Annotated in this window: 16 protein-coding genes; 5 read left to right on the top strand and 11 right to left on the bottom strand. The window is 62.4% G+C overall.

From position 1 onward, the window contains the following. The first annotated feature begins 241 nt into the window (after positions 1 to 241). Together dprA and topA are read left to right on the top strand one after the other, a co-directional pair. Positions 242 to 1,420: a DNA-processing protein DprA gene (gene dprA / locus Q7S58_RS21175; RefSeq protein ID WP_304830740.1), complete on the top strand. Its 1,179-nt coding sequence runs from the start codon at positions 242 to 244 to the stop codon at positions 1,418 to 1,420. Positions 1,421 to 1,476: 56 nt separating this feature from the next. Next, positions 1,477 to 3,807, top strand: a complete 2,331-nt coding sequence (gene topA, locus Q7S58_RS21170; protein ID WP_304830738.1) for a type I DNA topoisomerase — start codon at positions 1,477 to 1,479, stop codon at positions 3,805 to 3,807. Positions 3,808 to 4,250: 443 nt separating this feature from the next. On the opposite strand, the gene Q7S58_RS21165 is transcribed toward topA, so the two are convergent. Both Q7S58_RS21165 and Q7S58_RS21160 read right to left on the bottom strand, forming a co-directional pair. Continuing rightward, on the bottom strand, positions 4,251 to 4,865 hold the full coding sequence (locus Q7S58_RS21165; protein WP_304830736.1) for a CDP-alcohol phosphatidyltransferase family protein: 615 nt from the start codon (positions 4,863 to 4,865) through the stop codon (positions 4,251 to 4,253). Between the two features lie 37 nt (positions 4,866 to 4,902). Next, on the bottom strand, positions 4,903 to 6,246 hold the full coding sequence (locus Q7S58_RS21160; RefSeq protein WP_304830734.1) for an MFS transporter: 1,344 nt from the start codon (positions 6,244 to 6,246) through the stop codon (positions 4,903 to 4,905). Between the two features lie 88 nt (positions 6,247 to 6,334). Between Q7S58_RS21160 and Q7S58_RS21155 the strand changes: the two genes are divergently transcribed. Beyond that, positions 6,335 to 7,129 carry a hypothetical protein gene (locus Q7S58_RS21155; protein WP_304830732.1) on the top strand — a complete coding sequence of 265 codons (795 nt, stop codon included), beginning with the start codon at positions 6,335 to 6,337 and terminating at the stop codon, positions 7,127 to 7,129. A gap of 69 nt (positions 7,130 to 7,198) precedes the next feature. Here the strand turns inward: Q7S58_RS21155 and Q7S58_RS21150 are convergent, their stop codons facing one another. After that, positions 7,199 to 7,411: a hypothetical protein gene (locus Q7S58_RS21150; protein WP_304830730.1), complete on the bottom strand. Its 213-nt coding sequence runs from the start codon at positions 7,409 to 7,411 to the stop codon at positions 7,199 to 7,201. Between the two features lie 235 nt (positions 7,412 to 7,646). Here Q7S58_RS21150 and Q7S58_RS21145 point away from each other — a divergent pair, with 235 nt between their 5' ends. Beyond that, positions 7,647 to 8,468, top strand: a complete 822-nt coding sequence (locus Q7S58_RS21145; RefSeq protein ID WP_304830728.1) for a lipopolysaccharide kinase InaA family protein — start codon at positions 7,647 to 7,649, stop codon at positions 8,466 to 8,468. After that, positions 8,468 to 9,190 (top strand): VIT1/CCC1 transporter family protein, encoded by a 723-nt coding sequence (locus tag Q7S58_RS21140; protein ID WP_304830726.1) that lies wholly within the window; start codon positions 8,468 to 8,470, stop codon positions 9,188 to 9,190. The genes Q7S58_RS21145 and Q7S58_RS21140 overlap by 1 nt, the downstream gene beginning before the upstream one ends. 13 nt (positions 9,191 to 9,203) lie before the next feature. On the opposite strand, the gene Q7S58_RS21135 is transcribed toward Q7S58_RS21140, so the two are convergent. From Q7S58_RS21135 to yihA, 8 genes are all read right to left on the bottom strand, one after another. Next, positions 9,204 to 9,509: a Rieske (2Fe-2S) protein gene (locus Q7S58_RS21135; protein WP_304830723.1), complete on the bottom strand. Its 306-nt coding sequence runs from the start codon at positions 9,507 to 9,509 to the stop codon at positions 9,204 to 9,206. 38 nt (positions 9,510 to 9,547) lie between these two features. Further along, entirely contained in the window at positions 9,548 to 10,744 is a 1,197-nt protein-coding gene (gene argJ / locus Q7S58_RS21130; protein WP_304830721.1) for a bifunctional glutamate N-acetyltransferase/amino-acid acetyltransferase ArgJ, read from the bottom strand. Between the two features lie 110 nt (positions 10,745 to 10,854). Next, entirely contained in the window at positions 10,855 to 13,536 is a 2,682-nt protein-coding gene (gene secA / locus Q7S58_RS21125) for a preprotein translocase subunit SecA (protein ID WP_304830719.1), read from the bottom strand. Between the two features lie 268 nt (positions 13,537 to 13,804). Further along, entirely contained in the window at positions 13,805 to 14,716 is a 912-nt protein-coding gene (gene murI, locus Q7S58_RS21120) for a glutamate racemase (RefSeq protein WP_304830717.1), read from the bottom strand. Between the two features lie 34 nt (positions 14,717 to 14,750). Then, positions 14,751 to 15,845, bottom strand: a complete 1,095-nt coding sequence (locus tag Q7S58_RS21115; protein WP_304830715.1) for a spore photoproduct lyase family protein — start codon at positions 15,843 to 15,845, stop codon at positions 14,751 to 14,753. Further along, positions 15,842 to 16,378 (bottom strand): hypothetical protein, encoded by a 537-nt coding sequence (locus Q7S58_RS21110; RefSeq protein ID WP_304830713.1) that lies wholly within the window; start codon positions 16,376 to 16,378, stop codon positions 15,842 to 15,844. The genes Q7S58_RS21115 and Q7S58_RS21110 overlap by 4 nt, the downstream gene beginning before the upstream one ends. Beyond that, positions 16,378 to 17,334: a glycosyltransferase family A protein gene (locus Q7S58_RS21105; protein ID WP_304830711.1), complete on the bottom strand. Its 957-nt coding sequence runs from the start codon at positions 17,332 to 17,334 to the stop codon at positions 16,378 to 16,380. The genes Q7S58_RS21110 and Q7S58_RS21105 overlap by 1 nt, the downstream gene beginning before the upstream one ends. Further along, positions 17,334 to 17,930 carry a ribosome biogenesis GTP-binding protein YihA/YsxC gene (gene yihA / locus Q7S58_RS21100; protein ID WP_304830709.1) on the bottom strand — a complete coding sequence of 199 codons (597 nt, stop codon included), beginning with the start codon at positions 17,928 to 17,930 and terminating at the stop codon, positions 17,334 to 17,336. The genes Q7S58_RS21105 and yihA overlap by 1 nt, the downstream gene beginning before the upstream one ends. Positions 17,931 to 17,951: the final 21 nt, after the last annotated feature.

Below are 17,951 nucleotides of genomic sequence, written 5' to 3'. Positions count from 1 at the left end.
TCCGGTCAGATTGTAATGGAGATAGCTGCAATCTGCAGGCAGCACGCGATGCGGTCCCATGTAACCTATGCGATACGCTCAGGGGAATCAAGAAAACGCTCCCTTAAAGGGCTTGCGCCGACTGCGTATTGATCAGAGTTTAAAGCGGTGCCGGGCCGCATCGGCGGCTATCAGAAAAAGGGAGGCAGCGAATTTCTCGTTCGCGCGGTGAACTTGCGCGAGGGAGTTCGCGCGCAGGACGATGCCGTCAGATGACGCCTATTGGCTAGCGTTGCGCCGGGTTCATGGCGTGGGGCCGCGCACCTGCCGGCTTCTGATCGACAAATTCGGTCCGCCCGAGAAAATCTTCAAAATGGACGCCGATGAGATCGCCGCGGCGGGCGTCGCGCGCAACGTCGCCCGCAGTATTGTCGCGTTTAACGACTTCGAATCGCTCGACAAGGAGCTTTGCGAGCTGCCGCGAATTGGCGCGCGATTGCTGAAATGGACCGATCCTGACTATCCGCCCAATCTTCGCCATATCGCCGACCCGCCGCCCTATCTGTTCGTACGCGGCGCCGCGAAGATGGACGAGACCAACTGTATCGCGATTGTCGGCGCGCGCGCGGCGAGCGACGCGGGCCGGCGGATGGCGCAGCGGCTCGGCCTCGAGCTGGCAGCCAAGGGCTTCGTCGTCGTGAGCGGGCTCGCGCGGGGAATCGACGGCGAGGCTCATCAGGGTGCGCTGGACGCACACGGTGCGACCGTCGCGGTGCTCGGATGCGGCGTCGACGTGGTCTATCCGGCGGAGCATCGCAAGCTTGCGGATGCGATCATCGAGGGTGGCGGAGCAATCGTCAGCGAGCTGTCAATTGGGACGCCGCCGATGCCTGAGAACTTTCCGGTGCGGAACCGGATTCTGTCGGGGTTGTGCCTGGGTGTGATTATCGTCGAAGCAGCCGAAAAAAGCGGTTCGCTGATCAGCGCGAGGATGGCGCTCGAGCAGGATCGCCAGGTCTTCGCCGTGCCGGGCAGCCCGTTGACCGGCAAAACCCGCGGGAGCAATCGGCTATTGAAGGAGGGGGCGCGGCTGGTAGAGTGCGTCGAAGACGTGATCGAGGAACTGGCGGCGCAACTCGGGCAGCCGCTCGGTCGGCAACAGATCGCGAATAGGGCGCCCGCTCCGGTCGTCGAACCAAGGACGGTGTGGCCACTGATCTCCTCGAGCGCGGCTGCCGGATCGCGGGATACTGCTGAGTTCCCGGAAATGCTTGATGCTAATAGCATCTTACAATGCCTAACGCATGATGATAGGCTCCATGTTGATTCGATTATCGAAGTCTCAGGACTCAATGCTCAAACCGTGCTTAGATTGTTGCTGGAACTTGAACTTACCGGGCGCGTCGCCCAACATCCGGGCAAGCTTTTTTCATTGGCCTGAATCGGGCAAGATGGCATCCGTCGAAGAGGCTGGGACTGACCGGAGGCACTGAATCGGTGGCAAAGAACCTCATTATCGTCGAATCGCCGGCCAAGGCGAAAACAATCAAGCGCTACCTTGGTAGCGATTTTCAGGTGATGCCCTCCGTCGGGCACGTCATGGACCTGCCGAAAAGCACTTTGGGCGTCGATATCGAGCACGATTTCGCACCGGAATACGTCGTTATCAAAGGCAAAGAGAAGGTAATCGGCGAGATCAAGAGCGCGGCCAAGGACAAGGACAACATCTATCTCGCGAGCGACCCGGATCGCGAGGGCGAGGCGATCGCGTGGCATATCGCGGAGCGGATCGGCAAAACCAAGGCCAACGTGCGCCGGGTTCTGCTCCATGAAATCACTTCCGCGGCCGTCAAAGAGGCGGTGGCGCATCCGTCGGACCTTAATCAGAACCTGTTCGACGCGCAGCAAGCCCGCCGCGTGCTCGATCGCCTGGTCGGCTACAAAATTAGTCCGCTGCTCTGGGACAAGGTGAAGCGCGGGATCAGCGCCGGCCGGGTGCAATCGGTCGCGCTCAGGATAATCGTCGAGCGCGAGCGCGAGCGGGAAGCGTTCCGCGCCGAGGAATATTGGACCCTCGACGCACGCCTGGTGGGCAAGAATCCGCCGCCGTTTACGGCGCGGCTCTACAGCTACAAGGACAATCGGATCGACAACAAGGCGTACAAATTGCCCGAGGCCGAGGCGCGGGCGATCATCGCAGCGGTCGAGAACGCGCCGTTCAAGGTCGCGAGCATCGAGCGCAAGGAAGTCCGCCGCAGTCCGGCGCCGCCGTTTATCACGTCGAGGCTGCAGCAGGAGGCCTCGCGCAAACTCTACATGTCGCCGCGGCGCGCGATGCAGGTTGCGCAGAAACTTTACGAAGGTATCGAACTCGGCGATCAGGGCGCCGTCGGCCTTATCACTTATATGCGAACCGATTCGCCGCGGGTGTCGGACGGGGCGCTGGCCTCGGTGCGCGAGCATATCGCGTCGCGCTACGGCAAGGGCTACGTCCCGGAACGCCCAAACTTTTATCGATCGGGCAAGCAGGCGCAGGACGCGCACGAGGCGATTCGTCCCACCGCGGTCGAGCGCGACCCCGAATCGATGGCGCGCTATCTCGACAAGGACGCGCTCGCGCTCTACACCCTCATCTACAATCGCTTCGTCTCGAGCCAGATGATGCCCGCGGTGTACGATCGCACCACCGTTGATATCGAATCGGGCGACGCGATTTTTCGCGCCACCGGCCAGGTGATGAAGTTCGACGGCTTCATGCGGGTCTATATCGAGGGCCAGGACGAAGCGTCGGCCGACGACGAAGAGGGCACGCTGCCGATGCTCACGGAAAGCGAAGTGCTCAAGTTGCTCGGCCTCACGCCGGAGCAGCATTTCACGCAGCCGCCGCCGCGTTTCACGCAGGCAACGCTAATCAAGGAACTCGAAGAAAAGGGCATCGGGCGGCCATCGACCTACGCGGCAATCATGACCAGCATCCTGAACCGCGAGTACGTCGAAGAGGACGAAAGCAAGCGGCTGCGCCCGACGTCGCTCGGACGCACGGTCAGCGACATGCTGATAAAGGCATTTCCCGACATCCTGGAAGTGGGATTCACCGCGCAACTCGAAATCGATCTCGACAAGGTCGAAGAAGGCACCGAGAACTGGGTCAAGACTCTCAAGCGATTTTACGTGCCATTCAGCAAGCGCCTCGGCGAGGCCAAGCAGAAGATGCCCGAGGTGAAGCGCAAGGGCCTGCCGACCGGTCTCAAGTGCGAGCTTGACGGCGGCGACATGGTGATCAAGTTCGGCAAGAACGGCGAATTCCTCGCCTGCTCGAACTATCCCAAATGCAAGAATACCGGTGAGTTCGGCCACGACGAACAGGGTAACGTCATCCTGAAGGCGGCGTCCGCGCCCACCCCGACCGACGAAGTTTGCGAAAAGTGCGGCAAGCCGATGATCAGGCGGCGCTCGCGCTTCGGCGAATTTCTCGGATGCTCAGGGTACCCCGAGTGCGACGGAATCAAGCGGCTGCAATCCGCGCCCGTCAGCACCGGAGTCGCATGCCCGGAATGCAAGGAAGGCGATATCCTCGAGCGCCGCAGCCGCCGCGGTAAAATTTTCTACGGATGCGGCCGCTATCCGAAGTGCAAATTCGCCGCGTGGGCGAAGGTTGTGCCGCATCCATGCCCGTCGTGCGGCGCGAACTACTTGGTCGAAAAAGAGCTGAAGCGCACCGGCAGGACCTGGCAGTGCGCGAACAAGGAATGCGGCTACAAGGCGCCCGCTCCCAGCGCGGAAAGCGGGGCGACGAGCGCGCCGGCCGCGCCGCCGCCAAGCGCCTAGCAGATTCGCAGTTCAGGCAGCCACTCCGTTGTCTGCGCGAGAAAGCCTGCCTGCGGGAAGTCGAAGGTAACACCGAGTCTTGCAGCGACGGCGCGGTCCTTGCTTGCCTCGCCCGCTTTGTTGCGGGAGAGGCCGCCGACACCGAGCGAAAGCGAGGGATCGGCGGGTGAGGGTGCAGTCGGCACACCAAACAAAAGCCCGAAAGAGATCCGGGATTCTTCGCTTCGCTCTGAATGACAAAAATTCGTGTCTATGCTTTTTGGATCGCTCAGGCTGAGCGGTCAATCGCGATGCTCGATCGAGATCCCTCGACTCCCGCAGCCTCCGCTTGGGATGACGGAGGGAGGCAGCCGTCGCTTGGGATGGCGGAAGGAAGCGGCCCGGCGAGCGCGTCCGCTTCGCCGCCGCCGAGCGCATAGGCTCATCCGTGTCGAGCGCCCGCGTCACTGCGCGCGCAGCATCCGCACGCCGAAGATCAGGCGCTGCACGCCAGTCGCGATTTCCATCGCGGTCATCGCATAGCAGAGATACGGGCCGAGCGGCCGCGCAAGCGGCGCCGCTTCGACGATCGCGAGCACCACGAAAAAGATCAGCGCCTCGCTGCGCTCGAGGATGCCCGGCGGGTAATCGATCAGCTTCGGGCCTTCGCGATCAAGCGCCGCGCCGACCGCGAGAAAAATCGTGATGTTGACGTACCAGCTCCCGACCAGCAGCAGCGCGGGAAAGAACAGCGCCGAATCCCGCTGCGCGATGCCGACGATCACGAGGATCTCGACCACGCGATCCGATGTGAGATCGAGCACGCCGCCAAGAGGGCTCGAGGCGCCCGCCTCGCGCGCGATCGTGCCGTCGATCGCGTCGAGCGCCGCGCTGATCGCGAGCGCCGCGATTCCCGCCGTCGTGCTACCGCGCCCGAACTCGATTGCCGCCGCGACGCCCATGATCGTGCCGGCTATCGTTGCGGCGTTCGCGCTGATTCCGATTCGACTGAGCGCGCGCGCTGCGAGCGATTGAACGCGCCTGATGTCGCTGTTCGCGGCGAGAACCGTGTCCAGCATCAACGTCCGGCGTTCGTGCTGGCGACGGAATGCTTCATCAATCCGCCGATGCGAGCGACAACTCTTCGAGTCCCATCCCGCGCGTCTCGGGCGCGTACATCCAGATCAGCACCGCGCCTATCACGGGACCGATCGCCACCACCGCGACCGCGTCGCCGAGGCCTCCGAGCGATTTCGAGAGCGTGCCGATAACCAGCGGCGTCAGCAGACTCGCGATCTGGCCGAGCAATTGGACGGTAAGGCTGTACGAAGTCGCGCGGATTTCGGTGGGAAACAACTCGGCGGAATAAGTTGCCGTCGCGGTGCGCGCACCCTGAAACGCGAACACCGTGACGATCATCGCGAGCAGCATCGCGGTATGATTCGAGCTCTGGAACAGCGCCACGATCGCGACCGAGCCAATGATGTAGGTGATGGCGGTCGTGGCGCGGCGGCCGACCCGATCGAGCATCCAGCCCGCGAGCATGATTCCCACCGTCCCGATGACGTAAGAGATCACGACGGCGCGTCCGACTTCAGCGGAAGTCCAGTGCTGGTCGCGCTTCGCGTAGAGGCTGAAGAAGGTGACGGCGGGCGCGCCGACCAGGCCGACGCAGTTCCACAGCATCGCGACCAGAATCAGGCGGCCGCGATAGGGTCCGCGGAGCGGTTCGATCGCGTGGCGCAAGGCCGCGCGCATTCCGCGCGATCGCTGGAGCGACGACTCGCGCTCGCGGCGAAGCCGTTCGAAGCGCAGCGTTTCGCGCAGTCCGCGGCGGAGAAACGCGACCAGCAGCAGCGGCAGGATCCCGATGAAATACATCCCGCGCCAGCCCCATCGCGAGTCCGCGATGTATCCATACAGCAGGCCGCCCGCGACGACGCCGACCAGGCCCATCGCATGCAGCAGCGCGACGCCGCGGCCGCGGCTCGCGTCGGAAAACTCCTCGCTGATCATTATGATCGCCAGCGCAAACTCGGCCGAAAGAAAGATCTGCGCGCAACTCTGGAACAGGGTGAACGATCCGAGCCCGCGCGAGAGCGCGGTCAGCAGCGTGAACAGCGTGTAAAAGAGCACGGTGGCCGAGACAACCGGCTTGCGCCCGAGCCGATCGGAGAGCATCACCACCGCGAACGCGAGCATCCCGCCCAGGCGCACGATCGTCGCCATCAGGCCGACCGCGCGATCGTCCATGTGAAACGTGTGCGCGATATCGGGCGTACAGAGATGAAAGATCGTGACGTCGTAGCCCTCGAAGATCGTCACCGACATCAGGAGCGCGAGCAAAACCTTGAGGTACGGGCCCTCGCGATACATCGCGGCAGGCGCGGCGGTCGCGTTATTGATGGCGCCGGTATCGGGATCGGCGGTCTTGATTCGCTTGACCCTCTGCAAGGACAATTGGACGACGCGATTAAGGTTTCAAAGCTGAGCTGTGATCGCAAGCGGACCATCCGCATCACGAAGTACGAGCCTGCGAGCCGGAAATTTGCCGACCCATCGATTTGAACGACGAACGCTGGCGCTGATCGCATTGCTGGCCGTATTTTTCTGCCGATCGACTGCGTCCGCGAGCAACGCGCTGAGCTTCCCGGCCACCGAGTTCACGATCCTCGATCCGCGAACCAATTTTGCGATGGGCCGCGGCCGCTACAGCATCAAGAGCATTCCCGGCGGCGCGATTCTGCAAGGGACGAATCGCTACGACACCGGTTCCTCGGATGTGGAAACCGCGAGAATCGAGACGGCGCCCGATGGATCGGCGCGATTGGTCGAGGCCGATCACACTTTTTTCAAGATCGACGGCTCGATCATGCAGCGCTCGCATATCGATATGAAGGCGGGGGACGGCACCTGCGTCAACAATACGCTCGACCCCAAAATCGAGGAGACCGATCCGATCCTGATTCCGCCCGACACCTGGTCGGGCGCCAGTGTATTGATTCCCATTCAGCGCTTTTTGCGCGAAGGCGTGACCGAGACGCAGCATCTGCATGTTTTCAACTGCGCGCCGACGCCGAAAATTTTCGCGATAAAGGTCAAGTTCGATCGCGCTGCGCAGCTATGGCCGCCATATTCCGCCGACGCCTTCCAGGTCGAAGTGCGGCCCGACTTCGGATGGATCAACATCCTGATCGCGCCGTTCGTGCCGAAATTGCACGCCTGGTTCGATCCTCTCGATGATTGGAATTTCGTCGGCTCTGAGGCTGCCCGCTTTTACAAGGGCCCGCCCATCATGCTGGTCAAGACGCGCGGGTCTCCCACTACGCAAGCCAAACAGTAGGCGAGCGATCAAGCGCGACGGCCTCGCGCCGCCGGTCTCATCGACGAATGGCGTTTCGTTTCTCGGGATCTAAAAGTGGACGATGCCCTCGCCGTCGGGATGCTTCACCGTCGAGCGCTTGGGTTTGCGATACTCGAAAGATGTGCCGCATTTCGGGCAGGTGCCGTTGGGCTGCTGGCCGGCGCGCCGCACCAGTCTGACGTAGTGCACCGCCTCATCGCGGCAGAGATGTGCGGCGACCGGAAAGTCGTACACGGTACGCACCGTGGCTTTTTCATTCATCGTTGATGCAAATGCTCCCTCGTTTTTTAAGTGTCGGTTCGAATTCAAGCGCGTCGTTAAACGCCGCGATCACACGTTTCGAGATCGAACATATCTAATTCGAACTCCCAGGCAATACTATACAGGCGACTGCGAAAAATATTTTTTGTAGTTTCGCAATCGAAGCTGCCGCGGCCCTGGGCGGGACGGCCCCGCTGATGCCATCGGAGTCGCGAAACGGCTAACCTACCGACGCATGCGCACCGTTCTGCTCTACGCGCGCTCGCCGGAGTGGGGCGCCGCCATCCTGCGCGCCGACGAACTGCTCAGGTCCGCGACTTTTCGCGCCGTGAAATCCGAAGGCAGAACGCTGGCTGGATTCGTCGATATTCCCGGCGTCGGCAGCGCATTCATCAAACGGGTCGAGACCGCTGGCTGGATCAACGGATTTTTCCTGCGGCTCAGGCGCAGCCGCGCCGCGCGCTCGATCGCAGGCGCGGCGATGCTCCGTGCGCGGGGAATTGCGCATCCTGAGCCGCTCGCCGCGCTCGATTGTTATCAGCGTGGCGCGATCTGCGCGTCATACTTGCTGAGCACGCCGCTCCTCGACGCCGATTCGTTGAGCCGCTTCGCGCTCGGTCCCGGCGGCGTGAAAGCCCGCGATGTGCGGCGGCGCAAACGAATCTCCGACGCCGTCGCCGCCGACGTCCGGCGTCTGCACCAATCCGGCCTCTACACGCGCGACTTGCAGGAAACGAATTTGATGGTGGCGGACGACGGCGGTGGCGGTTTCAAGATTCATTTCATCGATCTCGAGGATTTCCGCAGCGCCGGAACCGTCTCGCGGCAGCGCCGGCTGATGAATTTGGTGCACCTCGATCGGAGCATCGGCCGCTTTCTTTGCCGCGCGGCAAGATTGGATTTCCTGTACGCTTATCTGGGGCGTAGGCCCGGTCGATCCGAGGCGCGCAGAATCGTGGCGGAAGTCCTCGCGATGCGCGCGCGCGTCGATCGCCGCAAGCAACGGCACCTCGCGAGTTCCAAACCGATCGCGAGTTCCGAAATGACAAATTTCTGATGGCGCTCTCGATCCACCGCCGCGAATACGACCATCACACCGAGCAGGTTCATGCCGCGGGCGGAACCTGGGTGCGCGACGTGATGCTCGGGATTAATGATGGACTGGTCGCGTCGTTCGCGGTGACGTCGGGCGTCGCGGGCGCGTTCCCGGTGGGCTCCGCCGCGCTGATGGCGGGATTATCCGAGATGCTGGGCGGTGCGGTCGCGATGGGCCTTGCGGCATTCATCTCCGCGCGCTCGCAGATCGAATTTTACAAGAGCGAAATCGCGCGCGAGCGCGACGAAATCCAGCGATGGCCCGAGCGCGAGCGCGATGAGATCAGCACCATCTATCGTGAAAAAGGTTTTTCCGGTCCGCTGCTGGAGAACATCGTCGCGCACATCACCGCCGATCCCGAGCGCTGGAGCAACGTCATGATGCGCGAGGAACTCGGCTTCAACGAGAGCTCGCTCGACTCTCCGCTGCGCTCGGCGCTCGCGGTGGGGCTGTCGTATCTGGCCGGCGCCGCCGTGCCGGTGTGGCCGTATATATTTTTTGCGCCGGGCCGCGGCATCGTCGTGTCGGCAATCTCGACGGTGCTGGTACTGTTCGGAGTCGGCGCGGCGAAGACAATCATCACCAGCCGTTCGTGGTGGAAGAGCGGATTCGAAAGCATGCTGACCGGTGCCGCCGCCGCGGCGGTGACCTACGGCGCGGGCCGGTTGTTTGCGACCCGATGAATCGCGCGCGGCATCACGCCTCGATCAAAATGTCGTTGCCCTCGACCTTCACGGGGTAGCATCCGAGCTTGACGCTCGGGTCGTCGAGGTTCGCACCGGTCGCGACGTCGTATTCCCATCCGTGCCACGGGCAAATCACCGTGGCGCCATCGACTTCGCCTTCGCCGAGCGGACCGCCGCGATGCTTGCACGCGTTGTCGATCGCATAGAATTTGCCGCCCACGTTGAACAGCGCAATCTGCTTGCCCGCCACCTCGATCGTCTTGCCGGCGCCTTCGGCAATATCAGTCACCGACGCCGCCTTGATGAAATTTGCCACCAGCTAAATCGCCTCCGCATCGTCGCGCTGCGCGCGGATCACGTCGTGTACTCGGCATTGATCTTGACGTAGTCGTAACTGAGATCGCAGGTCAGGATCGTGGCGCTAGAGTTGCCGAGCCTGAGATCCAGCCGCACCGCGAACTCGTTTTCCTTCATCGCTTTGCCCGCAGCCGGCAGCGCTTCGGTGATCAATCTTCCCGACGCGGCCACCCGCACGCCGCCGATCCAGAGCACCAGCCGATCCGATTCGACGTAGGCGCCCGACGAGCCCGCCGCCATCAGGATTCGTCCGACGTTCGGATCGCCTCCAAAAAACGCGGTCTTGACCAGCGGCGAGTTGGCGATCTGGCGCGCCGCCCTTTCCGCGTCGGCCGCGGAGCGCGCGCCGCGCACCTCGATCGCCACGAGCTTGGTCGCGCCCTCGCCGTCGCGCACCAGGTCCCGCGCGAGCGCCGCCGAGATTTCGCTCACCGCGCGATCGAAGGTTTCCTGATCGCGTCCGCTGAGCGCGCGATTTCCCGCCGCACCGCTCGCCATCAGCATCACCGTGTCGTTGGTGGACATGTCGCCATCGACCGTGATCGCATTGAAGCTGGTCGGCAGCGCGCGTTTGAGCGAGCGCCTGAGCGCTCCTGGAGCCACTGCGGCGTCGGTCATGAGATATCCGAGCATCGTCGCCATTTTCGGCGAGATCATCCCGACGCCCTTGACCGCGCCCGCGATCGTCAACGTCGTGCCTGCCGCCTTGAACGATGTCGAGGCGGTTTTCGGCCGCGTATCGGTCGTCATGATCGCTTTGGCGAAATCGCCGAGGCCATCTTCGCTGAGAATGCGCACCGCCGCGGCGGCGCCATTTTTCATTTTTTCGAGGTCGAAGAGATGACCGATCACGCCGGTCGAGGAGGGCGCCACCAACTCAGGCGCGCATCCGATAAGACGCGCCACTTCGGCGCACGAGTCCTGCGCGAGGCGCATTCCGGCCTTGCCGGTGAAGCTGTTGGCGCATCCTGAGTTCGCGACGACCGCCTGCAATCGCCCCGCCTTGACGCGATCGGCGGTGACGTACACCGGCGCCGCCTTTACCAGATTCGCGCTGAACACCGCCGCCGCGGCGACCGGTTTGTCCGCGACGATCAGGCCCAGGTCGAGCGCGCCGGCGACCTTCTTGAATCCGGCGCTGACGCCCGCGAAGCGAAAGCCCCGCACCGGGCTTGGCGCAAGATCGATTTTCATTCGGTGAAATTCCTCCGAGCGGCGAATATACGCGGCGCGCGCGCATCTGCAAACAAATCCGCTCTGCTAGGCGGGCGGGAATCTCTAGATGAGAGTCTTCGCGAACGCGATCACTTGCCGTGGCAGCGTTTGTACTTCTTGCCCGAGCCGCACGGACACGGTTCGTTGCGACCGACCTTGTCGCCGTCGCGCCGCGCTGGTTCTGCGGCGGGCGTCTCGGTCTGATCGCCATGCTGCATTACGACGCGCTGCGGCTTTTGCTGCTGCTGAATCTGCTCGACGTCCTGCTGGCGCTGGACCTGCACGCTGAACGCCTTCTCGACCACATCCTGCTGCATCACCGACATCAGCGCCTGGAACATCGTGAACCCTTCCTTCTGGTACTCGACCAGCGGGTTCTGCTGCGCATAGCCGCGCAGCCCGATGCCCTCCTTCAGATGGTCCATCGCGAGCAGATGATCCTTCCACAGCGAATCGAGCGTCTGCAGCATCACGATCTTTTCGATTTGCCGCATCACCGGTTCGGTGAATTCCTGCTCGCGCTGATCGTACAACGCGTGCACGCGCTCCGAGCCCAGCTCGACCAGGTCGTCGGGCGCGGCGAGCGGCTTGCCCTCGATCTCGTTCTCCGCGGTGAAGCTCGGCCGGAATTTGAACTGCTTGAAAAACGCGTCGTCGATCTGCTTCCAGTCCCATTCCTTCGGATCGATTTCGTTGCTGGCGTGCGCCGCCGCGATCTCCTCGATCAGTTCGTCGCACATCTGCAGCACGTCCTGCTTGAGCGACGCACCGCTCAGCAATTCGCGCCGGCGATGGTACACGACTTCGCGCTGCTTGTTCATCACGTCGTCGTATTCGAGCAGATGCTTGCGGATGTCGAAGTTGTGGGCCTCGACTTTTTTCTGCGCGTTTTCGATCGCGCGCGAAATCCATCGATGCTCGATCGGTTCGTTGTCTTCCATCCCGATCCGGCTCATCAGGCCCTTCAAGCGATCGGCGCCGAAAATGCGGAGCAGGTCGTCCTCGAGCGACATGTAAAATCGCGACGAGCCGGGATCGCCCTGGCGTCCCGAACGGCCGCGCAATTGATTGTCGATTCGCCGCGATTCGTGGCGCTCGGTGCCCAGGATGTGCAAGCCGCCCGCCTGCAACACCTGCTCGCGCTCCGCTTTGCATTGTTCGCGATACTTGATCAGCGCGGCCTGAAATTTTTCGTCGGCCGGTTCCTTGGTGCCGGCTTCCGCCGCCGCCATGAACTCGGGATTGCCGCCGAGCACGATGTCGGTACCGCGGCCCGCCATGTTGGTCGAAATCGTAACCGCGCCAAAACGCCCCGCCTGCGCGACGATCTCCGCCTCGCGCTCGTGATTCTTGGCGTTCAGCACGAAATGCTTGACCGCCGTCTTCTTCAGCTTCTCCGCGACGCGCTCCGATTTCTCGATCGACACCGTGCCGACCAGCACCGGCTGTCCGCGCTCATTGCAGTCGCAAATCTCCTCGATCACGGCGTCGAACTTTTCGTCCTCGGTCTTGTACACCATGTCGTGATTGTCGATCCGGATCATCTCCATGTTGGTCGGCATGACCATCACCTGGAGCTTGTAAATCTCGCCGAACTCGACCGCTTCCGTATCGGCGGTGCCGGTCATGCCCGAGAGTTTTTTGTACATCCGGAAGTAATTCTGAAACGTGATGGTCGCGAGCGTCTGGTTTTCCGATTCGATCTTGACGTTCTCTTTCGCCTCGACCGCCTGATGCAATCCGTCGCTCCAGCGCCGCCCCGGCATCAGGCGTCCGGTGAATTCATCGACGATGATCACCTCGCCATCCTTCACGACATAGTCGACGTCGCGCTTGAACAGCGTATGCGCGCGCAGGCCCTGGTTCGCATGGTGCAGCATCAGGATGTTGCGCGGGTCGTAGAGGTTTTCGATCCCGAGCAATTGCTCGACGCGCGTAACGCCATCTTCCGTCAGCGCAACGGTGCGCATCTTCTCGTCGATCGCGTAATGCTCTTCGTTCTTGAGCCGCGGGATGACGCGATCGACGACGTAGTAGGTATCGGTGGATTCTTCGGATGCGCCGGAAATGATCAGCGGCGTGCGCGCTTCATCGATCAGGATCGAATCCACTTCGTCCACGATCGCGAAATTATGCTCGCGCTGGACATAGTCCTCGAGATTGAACTTCATGTTGTCGCGCAGATAGTCGAAGCCGAATTCGTTGTTCTGGCCGTAGGTGATGTCGCACGCGTACGACTCCTTGCGCTGCTGATCGGTGAGGCCATGCACGATCACGCCGACCGAGAGGCCGAGAAAATTGTAGATGCGCCCCATCCATTCGGCGTCGCGCCGCGCGAGATAATCGTTCACCGTCACGACGTGCACGCCGCGCCCGGTGAGCGCGTTCAGCACGGCGGGCAGCGTCGCGACCAGGGTCTTGCCTTCGCCGGTTTTCATCTCGGCGATTTTTCCGGAGTGCAGCACCATCCCGCCGATCAACTGCACGTCGAAGTGGCGCTGGCCGAGCGTGCGTTTGGCGGCCTCGCGCACGACGGCGAAGACCTGCGGCAGTATTTCCTGCATCGCGTCTTCGCGGCGCTCGCGGTCGTCGATCGCGCTTAAGTTCGATTTCCATTCGGCGATTCGGTGCCGGAGTTCGTCGTCACTTTGCGCGGCGACTTCGGCCTCGAGCCGATTGATCTCGTCAACGTCGGGGCGCAACCGCTTGAGTTCGCGGTCGTTCTTCGAGCCGAAGATTTTGCGCGCTACCAGGGAAAAAGCTGAAGCCATCTTTTATGAGCAAGTCTCACGATTAGGTTCGCGCCGAAGCCGCGCGGCGGGTTCGATACTCACCGCTCGCGCGCCCTCGCTAGCGTTAGACATTCTATACTGAATCCGCCGCCGGCGTGAGAGTCTCGCGATACACATGCGCAGGAGCAGAAAATTTCCGAAACCCCTTACGGGTTTCGGGCTTCCCGTCCGGAAGATGCGGCCTACGGCCTGTTCGAATAGGAAAAGGGAACCTGCGGGCGGTGTGAGGTTGAGAGCGAGCGAATAGCTAGCGTTCGATTCGCACCGCCGATTCCACTTGCGGGCCTAAGAATCGCCGCCCCACGCGCACGAAGCGATCGGGCGTCTCGGTGACGAAAAAACTCTGGCTGCCGCGGCCGCCGCGCTTCAGCAGGCGCAAACTGCGCAACCGATCGCGCACTTCCGATGCGGTCGCAGTCGCCGAATCGACGATCCTGACGCCCGCTCCCAGCACGCGCGCAAACACTTCGCTGAGCAGCGGATAGTGCGTGCATCCGAGCAGCAGCGTATCGATGCCGCTCTGCTTCAGGCTTTCGAGATAGATCGCGACCGTGCGTTCCGCGATTTCGTTATCGACCCATCCTTCTTCCGCGAGCGGCACCAGCAACGGACAGGCGCGCGTATAAATTTCGGCGCGCGGGCTGAGCCGCTGGATCGCGCGCGTGTAAGCGCCCGACGCGATCGTCGCTTCGGTGCCGATCACGCCGATTTTTCCGCGGCGCGAGGCATTCGCCGCCGCGCGCGCGCCCGGTTCGATCACGCCGACCACCGGCACCATCGTTTGCGAGGCGATAGCATCGAGCGCCACCGCACTCGAGGTGTTGCACGCGACCACCAGCATCTTGATTCCCTTCGCCAGCAGAAATTCGGTGTTCTCCTTCGAGTAGCGAATTATTACTTCGTTGGATTTGGTGCCGTAGGGGAGGCGCGCCGTATCGCCGAGGTAGATGAAATCCTCGCTGGGCAGTGCTTCGGTCAGCGCCTTGAGCACGGTGAGGCCGCCGATTCCGGAATCGAAGACGCCGATCGGGCGCTCGTTCGCCGCACGCGAAGCGTCGCGCGACAGGCGTCCATTCGACGCGGCGATCGAAGCGGCAGTAGCGCGTTTCGATTGCCCGCTGCGGTTTCTGCGAGGCGCGGATTTTTTCCGGGTCGTCATTTGAGCGCGTCCGATCGTTTCAACTCGACTCGTTTCAACTCGAGGCGAGGCGCTCGCCGACCGCGGCGGGACGCGACGGCACGTTGCCAAAGACGCGTTCGTGGATCGCCGCCGGCTCCATGCAGAGATACGCGGGGACTTCGGCGCCGCAAATGCGGAAGCGCTCGGCGATCGCGCGATACAATTTCAGTCGAAGCGGCGTGAAGGTTCGGTAGCGGCCGTCGGCGGCGAGCACGTCCTCCCCGCAGAGCATCGCGTCGTTCGGAAAACGCCGCCGCGCCGCGCTGCGCAAGCCAGGCGTCATCCGGAGCCCGCCGATACTGATGAAGGCGATGTTTTTCGGATGCATCGTATCGAGCAGTTCGTCGATCAATTCAACGTAATCGCGTTCGGCGTTTTCGTACGCGATCAGCGGATCGAAATGAAACGCCACGCGATAGCCGGCGTCGAGCACCGCGCGCGCAGCGGCAATTCGGGCCGACGGCGGCGCAGTACGATGCTCCGAGTTGCGGAACACCGCATCGGTCGAGAGCGTCCATGAAACGAGCACGCGGCCGCGCGGATCCACCGCGAGCAGATTTTCGATCTCGTCGGTCTTGGTTTTGAACTCGAGCGTCAGAGTTTCGCGCGCCGAAAAAAACTCGATCAGGTCGCGCGACATCGCGGTCATCGAATCGAACGCGAGCGAGTCTGCCAGCTCGCCGGTGCCGACGCGGAAATGTTTTTCGGGCGCGGTGTGAATCAAGCGATCGAGTTCGCCGAAAGACTCAGTGAAATTCGCATACACCTGGAAGGCCGGGTTGTCGGCGAGGTACTCCTGCAGGAAGCAGTACGAACAATCCATCGGGCAGTTCGACGCCAGCGTCAAAACCAGGTAGCCGCAGCACGCGAAGCGCGACGATCCGGCCGGACACGACATCAGGAACGGAGTCTTGCGGCGCGCAACGATCATGCGCCGCTTGCCTGCGCCGAACGGATCGAGCGAGCGGGCGTCGGGCTTGGCCAATTCGCGCGCATCATCGACGTAGCTCACCGGCGCGCGATTCGCGTTGGCGCGAATCACTCGCGTCGCGAGCGGCGTATCGGCGCATCCGCGCTCGATTGTTATGTTGTCCAGATCGAAATTCATTCTTTGCCGCCGAGCAATCCGATCACGCGGATCAAGCCGGCTTTCCTTAGTTCGAGCGCTGCCAGCATCCGTTCGAATTCCGCGCCGCTGTGGGCGCGAATCGAGACGGTCAACTCATCATTGCCGAGGTCGCGGGGCAAGACTACTGCAATTCCGCGCGGAAGCTTAAGCGCCGCGATTTCGGCTTCGAGCCGCGATTGCATCGCGCGCATCTGCGGAAAGCGCATCGCGCGCAATTCGTCGAGCAGGGCGCTCGCGCGGGATGGCGTCGAGCCGGCGGATTTAAGGACGCGCACGATCGCGGGCCGATCGAGGAGTTGCGCGATCGCGATTCGATCGCGCACGCGGATTTCGTCGAGCAGATCGATCGCGGTTACGATTTGCCCGGTGCGGAGCTTGAGCATCTCCATGATTTCCAGCAATCGCGCGCGCGAGGCGTGATCGAGTGCGAGCCATCGCTCGAGATGCGTCGCGGGGAGCCGTTTTTCCGCCGCCAAGGCACGAATCCGCGATTCGACTTCCGTACCGTTCATTATGCGTTGATCGAGGAAACGGGATTCCTCGCTTTGCTCGGAATGACGGATTGAGCTGCTTTGTTTGTGAGCATGGCGCGCATCGTTTCGATTGCGCGCGGCAGTTCTGAATCGGGCCGCTCGCTCCACGCGAGCGCACCTTCGCGAACATTGTCGTAAAACTTCGCGCGCGCGATTTCGCCTCTGCGGGTGAGGCCGCCCGCGTAGATTCCGCACTTCTCGCGGAGCACCGCCGCCGTCGCGAATCGCCGTTCGCCGACCAGTCGCTCATCCGCGAGCAACTTCGTCAGCGCGAGAATTCTGAATCGATCGATAGCGGGAATCGTTGCCGATAACTGGCCCGGATGGCCGGCGCGCCGCGTGACGAGCGCTTCGTCGAGCAGACCCACAGGGTGATTCATCAAGATCCTGAGCCACAGGTCGTAGTCCTCGGCCGCGCGCATGATTTCGTTGAAACCGCCGAGCGATCGAAACAATTCGATGCGCATGATCATTGCCGACGGACTGATCAGGCAGGTGCGCAGCGAATCGACAAAAATATCGCCCGCGCGCTTCCGATGCCTAAGTCCGGGATTCACGCGGCGACCGCCGCGCATCCAGATTTCGTCGGTCTGCGATATCGCACAATCATGATGAGCGCGCATGAAGGCGAGTTGGCGTTCGAGCTTTTGCGGCATCCAGAGATCGTCGGAATCGAGAAACGCGATCATCGGCGCATTCGCGATCGCGACGCCGTGATTGCGCGCGGCGGCCGGCCCGCCGTTCGCGATTCGCACGACGCGCATTCGCTGCTCGTTGATTCGCGACAGCTCCTCGAACGTGCCATCGGTCGAGCCGTCGTCGACGACGATCAACCCGAACGACGCGTGCGTTTGCCCGAGAACCGACTCGACCGCCTCGAGCACCATCGCGCTGCGATTGTAAGTTGGAATGATTACCGAAACGTCAGCCGTCATCACGTTTCGATGCGGTCCTCAGTTGTACGCCGCTTCAGCGCGAGGATGCGCCGGCGGAGTTCGTCGATTCCCTCGGCCGAAGTGGCCGAGCATAGAATCGGCGCGATGCCCATCGAGTCGAAGCGCCTGATTGCGGCGGCGCGCTCGGAGCGTTTTAACTTGTCGCACTTGGTGGCGATCGGAATCACATCGACACCGCGAGCGCGCGCGCCCTCGGCCAGCGCGAGTTCTTCGTCCCGAGGTCCGCGCCGGCAATCGACCAGGATCGCGATCGCCGCCAGGTTGTCGCGGCCTTCGATATATTCGTTCATCATCGCGGCGATTTTGCGCGCCTCGTCGTGTCCCATCTTCGCGTAACCGAAACCGGGCAAATCGCAGATCGCGATCGAGTCGCCGACGGCGAAAAAATTGAGGCATCGCGTCCGCCCCGGCGTCTTGCTCGTTCGCGCGAGTCCCTTGGTGTTGGCGATCGCGTTTAGCAGCGAACTCTTGCCGACATTCGAGCGTCCGGCGAGTGCGATTTCGGCGCGATTCCATCGCGGCCATCCGCTGAGCGCGAACGCGGAGGTAACGAATTCTGCGGCAAGTCGAGGCATCGGTTCAATTATCGAGGTGCT

Source organism: Candidatus Binatus sp. (genome assembly GCF_030646925.1).
Lineage (GTDB): Bacteria > Desulfobacterota > Binatia > Binatales > Binataceae > Binatus.
This window is presented reverse-complemented; position numbering and strand designations above follow the sequence as displayed.

Bases quoted from the DNA above. Each gene is read 5' to 3' on its own strand.
- secA (WP_304830719.1), bottom strand. From the start codon at position 13,536: ATGGCTTCAGCTTTTTCCCTGGTAGCGCGCAAAATCTTCGGCTCGAAG.
- yihA (WP_304830709.1), bottom strand. From the start codon at position 17,930: ATGCCTCGACTTGCCGCAGAATTCGTTACCTCCGCGTTCGCGCTCAGC.
- dprA (WP_304830740.1), top strand. From the start codon at position 242: ATGCCGTCAGATGACGCCTATTGGCTAGCGTTGCGCCGGGTTCATGGC.
- Q7S58_RS21145 (WP_304830728.1), top strand. From the start codon at position 7,647: ATGCGCACCGTTCTGCTCTACGCGCGCTCGCCGGAGTGGGGCGCCGCC.
- Q7S58_RS21115 (WP_304830715.1), bottom strand. From the start codon at position 15,845: ATGAATTTCGATCTGGACAACATAACAATCGAGCGCGGATGCGCCGAT.
- Q7S58_RS21110 (WP_304830713.1), bottom strand. From the start codon at position 16,378: ATGAACGGTACGGAAGTCGAATCGCGGATTCGTGCCTTGGCGGCGGAA.
- Q7S58_RS21140 (WP_304830726.1), top strand. From the start codon at position 8,468: ATGGCGCTCTCGATCCACCGCCGCGAATACGACCATCACACCGAGCAG.
- murI (WP_304830717.1), bottom strand. From the start codon at position 14,716: ATGACGACCCGGAAAAAATCCGCGCCTCGCAGAAACCGCAGCGGGCAA.
- Q7S58_RS21150 (WP_304830730.1), bottom strand. From the start codon at position 7,411: ATGAATGAAAAAGCCACGGTGCGTACCGTGTACGACTTTCCGGTCGCC.
- Q7S58_RS21165 (WP_304830736.1), bottom strand. From the start codon at position 4,865: ATGCTGGACACGGTTCTCGCCGCGAACAGCGACATCAGGCGCGTTCAA.
- argJ (WP_304830721.1), bottom strand. From the start codon at position 10,744: ATGAAAATCGATCTTGCGCCAAGCCCGGTGCGGGGCTTTCGCTTCGCG.
- Q7S58_RS21105 (WP_304830711.1), bottom strand. From the start codon at position 17,334: ATGACGGCTGACGTTTCGGTAATCATTCCAACTTACAATCGCAGCGCG.